Source organism: Nostoc flagelliforme FACHB-838, from assembly GCF_014698065.1.
Lineage (GTDB): Bacteria > Cyanobacteriota > Cyanobacteriia > Cyanobacteriales > Nostocaceae > Nostoc > Nostoc flagelliforme_B.
The window spans coordinates 1-7295 of sequence record NZ_JACJSI010000298.1; the positions used below are offsets into that span (position 1 = coordinate 1).

Annotated in this window: 10 protein-coding genes and 1 pseudogene; 2 read left to right on the forward strand and 9 right to left on the reverse strand. The window is 39.8% G+C overall.

Annotation, left to right across the window (positions count from 1 at the left end; translation table 11 throughout):
- Nucleotides 1-432: ISAs1 family transposase (locus H6G97_RS41435; RefSeq protein WP_190946404.1), on the forward strand; the 432-nt coding region annotated here is incomplete at its 5' end.
- Between the two features lie 411 nt (nucleotides 433-843).
- Nucleotides 844-2121: a cation:proton antiporter gene (locus H6G97_RS41440; RefSeq protein WP_422394266.1), complete on the forward strand. Its 1278-nt coding sequence runs from the start codon at nucleotides 844-846 to the stop codon at nucleotides 2119-2121.
- Between the two features lie 174 nt (nucleotides 2122-2295).
- On the opposite strand, the gene H6G97_RS41445 is transcribed toward H6G97_RS41440, so the two are convergent.
- The 9 genes and pseudogenes from H6G97_RS41445 to H6G97_RS41480 form a co-directional block, all read right to left on the reverse strand.
- Complete coding sequence (locus H6G97_RS41445; protein ID WP_242055929.1) at nucleotides 2296-2544, reverse strand: alpha-amylase family glycosyl hydrolase; 249 nt, start codon at nucleotides 2542-2544, stop codon at nucleotides 2296-2298.
- Nucleotides 2525-3445 carry a DUF1206 domain-containing protein gene (locus H6G97_RS41450; RefSeq protein ID WP_190946406.1) on the reverse strand — a complete coding sequence of 307 codons (921 nt, stop codon included), beginning with the start codon at nucleotides 3443-3445 and terminating at the stop codon, nucleotides 2525-2527. The genes H6G97_RS41445 and H6G97_RS41450 overlap by 20 nt, the downstream gene beginning before the upstream one ends.
- A gap of 289 nt (nucleotides 3446-3734) precedes the next feature.
- Nucleotides 3735-3929 carry a hypothetical protein gene (locus H6G97_RS41455; RefSeq protein WP_242055930.1) on the reverse strand — a complete coding sequence of 65 codons (195 nt, stop codon included), beginning with the start codon at nucleotides 3927-3929 and terminating at the stop codon, nucleotides 3735-3737.
- A gap of 152 nt (nucleotides 3930-4081) precedes the next feature.
- A complete protein-coding gene (locus H6G97_RS41460) occupies nucleotides 4082-4354 on the reverse strand; it encodes a hypothetical protein (RefSeq protein WP_242055931.1) in 273 nt (90 codons plus the stop codon).
- Between the two features lie 178 nt (nucleotides 4355-4532).
- Entirely contained in the window at nucleotides 4533-4955 is a 423-nt protein-coding gene (locus H6G97_RS53895) for a hypothetical protein (RefSeq protein WP_242055932.1), read from the reverse strand.
- 119 nt (nucleotides 4956-5074) lie between these two features.
- Nucleotides 5075-5311, reverse strand: coding sequence for a hypothetical protein (locus H6G97_RS53900; RefSeq protein WP_242055933.1), 237 nt, complete (start codon nucleotides 5309-5311; stop codon nucleotides 5075-5077).
- A gap of 79 nt (nucleotides 5312-5390) precedes the next feature.
- A complete protein-coding gene (locus H6G97_RS53905; RefSeq protein WP_242055934.1) occupies nucleotides 5391-5618 on the reverse strand; it encodes a peptidoglycan-binding domain-containing protein in 228 nt (75 codons plus the stop codon).
- A 367-nt stretch (nucleotides 5619-5985) separates the two neighbouring features.
- Entirely contained in the window at nucleotides 5986-6492 is a 507-nt protein-coding gene (locus H6G97_RS41475; protein ID WP_190946407.1) for a PRC-barrel domain-containing protein, read from the reverse strand.
- A 302-nt stretch (nucleotides 6493-6794) separates the two neighbouring features.
- Nucleotides 6795-7295: pseudogene (locus H6G97_RS41480) on the reverse strand (hypothetical protein); the annotation flags it as partial.

Genomic DNA, 7295 nt, shown 5'->3' on the forward strand with positions numbered 1-7295 from the left:
CAGGTTTACACCGTGCCAGTGTCAAAACTTCCTGCACTTCATGAACAAGATTTGTGGACTAGTTTGACAACAGTAGTTATGGTAGTGCGTTCGATTCAGCATTGGAATCAGACTACCCATGAGGTGCAATTTTATATTACTAGTCTCGCCTGCGATGCTCACAAGATTGGTAGTGCAATTCGACAGCACTGGGGTATTGAAAATTCTGTTCATTGGACATTAGATGTCACTTTTAATGAAGATGAATGTCGAATTCGTTCTCTGCACAGTCCACAGAATTTTGCTTTACTACGTCGCATTGCTCTTAACGCCTTAGAACGAGAATCATCTTTCCGTCGCAGTATTCGCCAAAAGTCACGACGAGCCACTATGAATGATCAGTATATGCTTTCTGTGTTGGCTGCGGCTCTCCCAAACTCAACACTCTCCTAGAATCCCACTGTCAATAGAGTTTGAGACGCGCTAACCCTGACTAGCAACATGGATTAGTAGCGATCGGTATTAACCATTATCCTGTTAAAAAGTTTGCTATTGCTTCCAGTTTCTTTACCTGACATTGCTATTCACAGCTTATATCCTTCTAGAGGACGATAAGAAACTATAGCAATATCGATACCATGATTTCTAAGTGCGTATGTCATGTAGCCCAAAATAAGCTCAATTGTCTGCTGAAGCTATCCATCAAAAAAATAATTTGGCTACAAGATTTCTTGCTATACTGCATAAATATTTTCTCGTGTTTTGTGGTATTTCAAAACACAAGTTACTCATTTCTGCTGATGGTTTTTGATTTTAATTATAGGAGGTTGTACAGCACAACTTAATTTTTTTATGGAAGAATCTTTGCCTATTACTATTTTGATAAGTGTAACGGTTGTAGCTGGTATTGCTGCTCAAGTTTTAGCTGGTTATTTTCACATTCCTAGTATTGTCTTGCTACTTCTGTTCGGGATTCTTCTGGGGCGAGATGGTTTTGATTTTTTAGATCCATCATTATTGGGTGTTGGTTTAGAAGTTCTGGTTTCGCTGTTAGTAGCGGTGATTTTATTCGAGGGTGGTTTAAATCTACAGTTAGGAGAGTTAAAAGAAGTTTCTACTAGCCTTCGCAATCTTGTCACTTTGGGAGTACTAATTACCTTAACGGGGGCTGCAATAGCTGCACACTGGCTAAGTGAATTTTCTTGGTCAATTGCTTTTCTTTATGCCTCTTTAGTCGTTGTGACAGGCCCAACAGTTATTAATCCGCTCCTCAAACAAATTAGTGTACAAAAAGAAGTCTCAACACTTTTAGAAGGAGAGGGGGTTTTTATCGATCCAATTGGTGCAATTTTGGCTGTGATCGTGCTTCATTTTGTGTTGAGTGGAAATGTGGAGCCTCTCATCTTAATTAAGGGTCTAGTTTTGCGTTTGGGTCTAGGCATAATTATTGGTATAGGCGGAGGCTGGTTGCTATCCCAACTTCTCAAACAGGATCAATTCTTATCCCGAGAGTTAAAAAATCTAGTTGTTTTAGCTAGCGTCTGGGGTTTATTTAGTTTGGCACAGGCGCTACGTGGTGAGTCTGGTCTAGTGGTTGCTGTGGTTATGGGGATAGTTTTAAGAGCTAGTAACCTCCCTTCGGAGCTTTTACTGCGTGGGTTTAATGAACAGTTGAGCATTTTAGCCAATTCGGTTTTGTTCATTCTATTAGCAGCAGACTTATCAATTGCAAGTATTTTCGCTTTGGGTTGGGGTAGTGTTCTGGCAGTTTTAGTGCTAATGCTGATAATACGTCCTATAAACATTTTAATATCTACCTGGAGTCAAGATTTAAACTGGCAACAGCAGTTATTTTTATCTTGGGTTGCTCCGCGTGGAATTGTAGCCGCTTCTTTAGCTTCATTATTTGCAGTTTCACTTACAAAACAGGGTATTAATGGCGGTGATTCAATTAAAGCCTTAGTATTTTTAACAATAATGATGACAGTCTTGCTCCAGGGATTGACGGCTGGGTGGGTTGCCAGTTTACTCAATTTACCTTTAACCAGTCGAACTGAGCAGGAGTGTTTGCAAGCAGATGATAATGATATTAATACGCAAGAAAATAGAAAAATAATTAGGATTGATTCCGAGTTAGTTTAGTTGTATTTACATTAGTTGATGACTCGTGGATCAAGGTTGTAGTAGCCCATGACATCGTAGCCGTTATCTCGATTGGGATAAGGTTGAAGAAGGCAGGAGGCAGAGGGCAGAAGGAACAATTGAATGGGGATTCAGACCCCAACCAATTGTAAGCACCGTATAGACGGTGGGGTTTTATACCCTTACTCCCTTTGGTGGTGGGCAGAGTCTTGAGTCAGAATTCCATAAAAGCCTTCTGCCTCCTGCCCTCTGCCTTTCTTGATAAAACGGTAATAGCCATAAACAGGTAATTCCCAGTCCAGAAAGATGATTTAGACACTTAGTTAGTCCTTGAAAATCGCCAACATCATCGCCGTCTGAGTCCATGAATGTTTCAACATCTAAGGAGTAAAAAATTGCATTCTTATACCAAATATTTTGCATTTTTGATAAAAAGTAGAATCAAAAGTGTGTTTTTTTTATCAGCGAATTTATAAATTAGTAATATGTCGATAGCGACTTCAATTACGGAATACATACCGTAAGCAATCAAACCCAAAGCCACTACACCTAAAATCCAGGGACCAAAGGGCTGCTTTGCCAAAGCTGCTAATGCACCAGCTAATCCCCTAGCTTGAGTACCATCCAATTGAATTGCTGCCACTATCATAAAAATGCCGATGATACCAAAAACAATGCCACGAGCAGCAATCCCAAACCTACCCAGACGCATCGCCCAAATTTGCTCGGTCTGACTCATTTGATAAAGTTTAAATCGGTTGCAAAATTTGCCTTTATATGATTGATAAAGGTAAGAAATTCCAACACCAATCACTGTCAAACCCAAAAGTACTACTAACCATCGTCCAAAAGGTTGATTTAGAAAATATATCGTCCAATCTTCGACTGAATCGCTATCGCTACTACTTGAACCCATAATAATTATTTTTATAGATGTCACAGCCAAACTGAAGTAACCAATCGCACTAAAAGCATAGCCCAGACGCTTGGCAATTCGTTTAGCATTCATTTTTTTACCGGAATGTTCGGGATGGAAAATAGTTTGCACAAAACGCCAGAGTGCATACCCAATCAGCCCAAGGGTGACGATAGCGAGGAGAAATTTACCGAAAGGCTGGGTGACAATCGTCTCTAACGCACCACTAGTATCTGTAGTTTTGCCACCAGAACCAAATGCTGCCTGTGCTGCTAGCAAACCCACGATAAAATAAACTAAACCTTTTGCAGCATAGCCTAATCTTGCTAATCGCTCAATGCAAAGAGAAGAAGCTGCTTGTCTTACTGGCTGTTTAATGTTTTCAGGAAGTGGATCACCTAGTGCCATATTTTTATTTATTCAGGTTCGGTTAGGACTAAATATTTTGAGCCTACCCCAAAATTTATTCTGTTAATAATATCCAGATTACGGCAATTTTCTACATCCTCCCTAGTAGATAAATATGTCATAGACCTGATTAGCATGGCTTGTCTAATTTGATTCAATTTTTTTCTATCTTGATAATTATCTTTAAAGTTCTACTCACCAACACTTAGTTGTTGTAGAGAAATCTGTTTATAAAGACTTACTACTGCCAGTGTGAGAGACTGCATCAGTTGAGAATTTTCGCTGTAGTCTACAGGTGCAAGGTTTGCAACCCGTTTTTATCCCAACCTTTATCAATTAAAGGTCGAATTTGTTTTTGGCAAAACTCAAGCGCATCAATCTCCAAACTTGATAACAAACCATCAACAGTATCGGGTACAAGAGTATCCTCGAAGTCGAAAACTACAGCGATGCGATTAGATAGGGGTTTGGTTGAAACAGTCATAATCAAAATTTCAAATAGAATGAAGAACGCTAATCAATAAAAGTAACTGGATAGTTGCAGTTTCTCCCGGCAAAATTACCAATTGCAAGTAAAGCAGACAAAGCCAGAGCAATTAAATAATTTTGCATGAAACTAGTCCCAACGCTGTTGTTTCAACTTGAACCCCCAACAGTTCCAATGGCTCCCAGCAGTTGTAAAAGATAGATAACCGCAAATACACCAAAAAATATGCCAGTGATCGCTGTTCCAGCAAAGATAATTTTTGATGGTTGCAGTTCCTTGGGCAACATTCGATGATTTAAATAAAGAGCCAGTCCAGTGACGATAGGGATGTGAGCAGCTTCAATTCCGCCTGCGGTTTGTAATAAGCCGACAGGTTCACCGAAAAACAGGTAACCCGCAACGGGCAAAGCTACCAGTAGCACTACAATATAGACGAATGGTACTAAGTTAAGCTGAAGGGTAGGCAGCGTAAGGATTGCAGAGGGGCAGGGGTGCAGAGGGAAATTTCTAAATATCTGAACGCAATGCCTAAAATTTCTTCTTTCTCCCCTGCTCCTCCGCTCCTCTGCACCCCTGCTGTCTCAACGATTTTCGCTTTTCTTAGTGCCATTCCAATATAGACACGTTGCAAAACTTTTCATTTGTCCAGCGTCCCCGCACGCCAAACCCTTGCAGTAATATCTGCGTATCATCGGCAAACATTCGTTCAAAACCATCTTCTACTGAAAGTACAGTACTACAAAAGGTAATAAAAACGATCGCCACCATAAACCAAAAGCCAAATGGTCCCCAAAGGTCGCCGAGCAAGCTACCCAGAGTTTCCGCAACTTGATTTTCTTTGGGTACAAGTCCTTGTGGACGCAGCAACTCACCACCCAGTACATTGTATTGCCCCAAAAGTACGATCGTAGCTATCACAACAATGATAATTATTGTCCATAGTTGCACACTACCTCCAGCAACCAAAATTAGCGCTGTAGCAGCGGCTCCTGAAAGTCCAGCAACGGTAGAAATTGCTACCACTATCTGCGGCAGCAAAATTAGCTAGATTGTCCAGTTTTTGGGGCCAGGAAGTTGTTTAAAACCTTCTAGGATGGTTGCGCCGGTACAAACTGAAAACGACCAACTTCACCATTAATAAACTATTTCAAAACCACAGCAGCAAGTAGCGCCCATAATAGGGTGCAACCGTAAAATGCGGCAATTCTTGGCGTAAATAGTAACTCTCCAGAACCGGCGGCTGAAAGCATCCACAAAAAACTAGGGACTAGCCATTTCAAGCTATCCCAACCTTGGGGTAAATCTGAGATGTTTACAGTGTTTTGTGGCTGCTGTTTGTTACTGGTATCTGTTGAGGAATTGCGGCTTTTATTATTCATTTTTTGCTCATTTGTACTAACATTATTAGCCACAACTTCTAGTCGCCAGGGCTAGTAATAAATTAGACTTTTCAAATTCTTAGAAACGACGACGCACGGGTGTGCGTAAAGCTTGCCAAGTCAGCGCTCCTACCCTACCATCACCAACCAATCTTTGTGATCGCTGAAAGGCCGCTACTGCGCTAGCGGTTCTAGGGCCATAAATACCATCAATCGCTCCGTTATAAAATCCTAAAGATTGCAGGACAGTTTGTACATCTCTGACAGGCTGTCCACGAGATCCAGGCGTAAAAAAAGGAGCTTTCATAGGAGAGTATTTTGAAAGCCTACCTGTAATTGAGGTTGTTTGCGCCTTAGCAGGTGCAAAACCAAAGGGTAACATCCCCTAAAACAATGTGAAAATTAAGCCCAATGCTAAAATTATTGAACGCATAAATTGAGTATTCATGAACTTATATCTCTCCAAAATTAAACAAAATTAACTGTTTTTATAATTGGATTAAGCTAAATTATTTGTAATAATAATACCCCCTTGTTTGTCTCTTATTTCGTTGTGATTTTAGGCACTTTTAGATTTCCCGTAGCCCCCCTTAAAAAGGGGAAACCGGAATCAATAATCAAAGTTTCCCTTTTGAGGGTTTAGAGAGAGTTAAAACTTTTGATACATCTTCTGGTCAAATTTTTGCTCTGTTTGGATTTCTCCCATTTCTCAGGTTTTCTTCATAGGTTCTGAAGTTGGGATCGTTCAGTTCATAAAAGTAAGGCTCTAGCGTGTAATTATAAAGAGCAGGAGTACCTAACATAGCTGGCATTACTGATGGCACTAAAGGTCGGTAAACTCCTCTAACTTTCTCTTCATAATCATTATCGATTGCTAAATCTTGGCTAAATTCAGGTAGATTTTTTACTTGCTCTTTGGTCAGTTTAGGAACAAAGAGATGTTTACTATTATAGTCCAGACGAGCTAAACCCACCGGGAGCAATACTTTTTTGCCAAAAATCCAAAAGCCTGTATCAATGATGAAATACCGAAAACGGCCATCATTTTCATCAACCAATATATTGGCGACAGAGCCAACCCTGTTATCATCGGCATAAACATCAAAATTTTTAATGTCATTACCCTCAAAAATTTCATCGTTGTAGTTCGGATTGTATTCGTCAAGTTTGTACAAAGCCATGTTTTGTTCCTCCTGTAAAAATTGTTTAGTTTTATTAGTAACTAACTTAAAGGTTGAATTTTTGTCTCATAAGCAGCATTGTTTAAACAGCCACCTCTATAAGCTTTTTGAGAATTAATTGCACTTTTTAAAGTTGTGATACATGGATGCGAAGCAGCTTGTCGTCAGACAGTGGGTAGAGGAGCGACCCTAAAAACCGTCAAAGTTTAATTGTTCGTAGGTTGAGAAATGCTTTGTTGAGGATATCCATAAAACCTCACAGAAATTACAGCATTTAAGACAGCCATAACAAACTGAGAATTCTAAGAAGGATGATATATAGTTTCAGCAACTAAAACAGGTCTGTTGCTATACTCAGACTCTAACTCTCTTTTTACATTTAGATCCCAGGTTAAATCGTATTCTTTCTCAATTTCAGCAATCGCAAAAGGACGAACTTCACCGATTATCGATACTGTCTGATCCTGATTTATTGCTACTTTGGGCGGTGCTTTTAATAAAACTAGCAAATCTTGCCCACCAAACAATTGGTTTTCATCTAGCGTTAGTAAAACCGGACTATGGATATTGTCCACTTCCCCCGTAACAGTAACTTGACGGCGATAATATTGTTCAGGACGTTGTGTTATTTGGCCAGGTTGAGGCGCTAATACAAGGTATCGAGCAATAATTGCAGGTTTATTGATGTAGTCTTTGTAATATTCGTCCTGTATGTTGAGATTAAACTCTTGCTCAATTTTGGGAATTACTAAATTACGAACCTGACCAGTAACTTGCACTTTGATGTTTTCGTCAGATGGTAG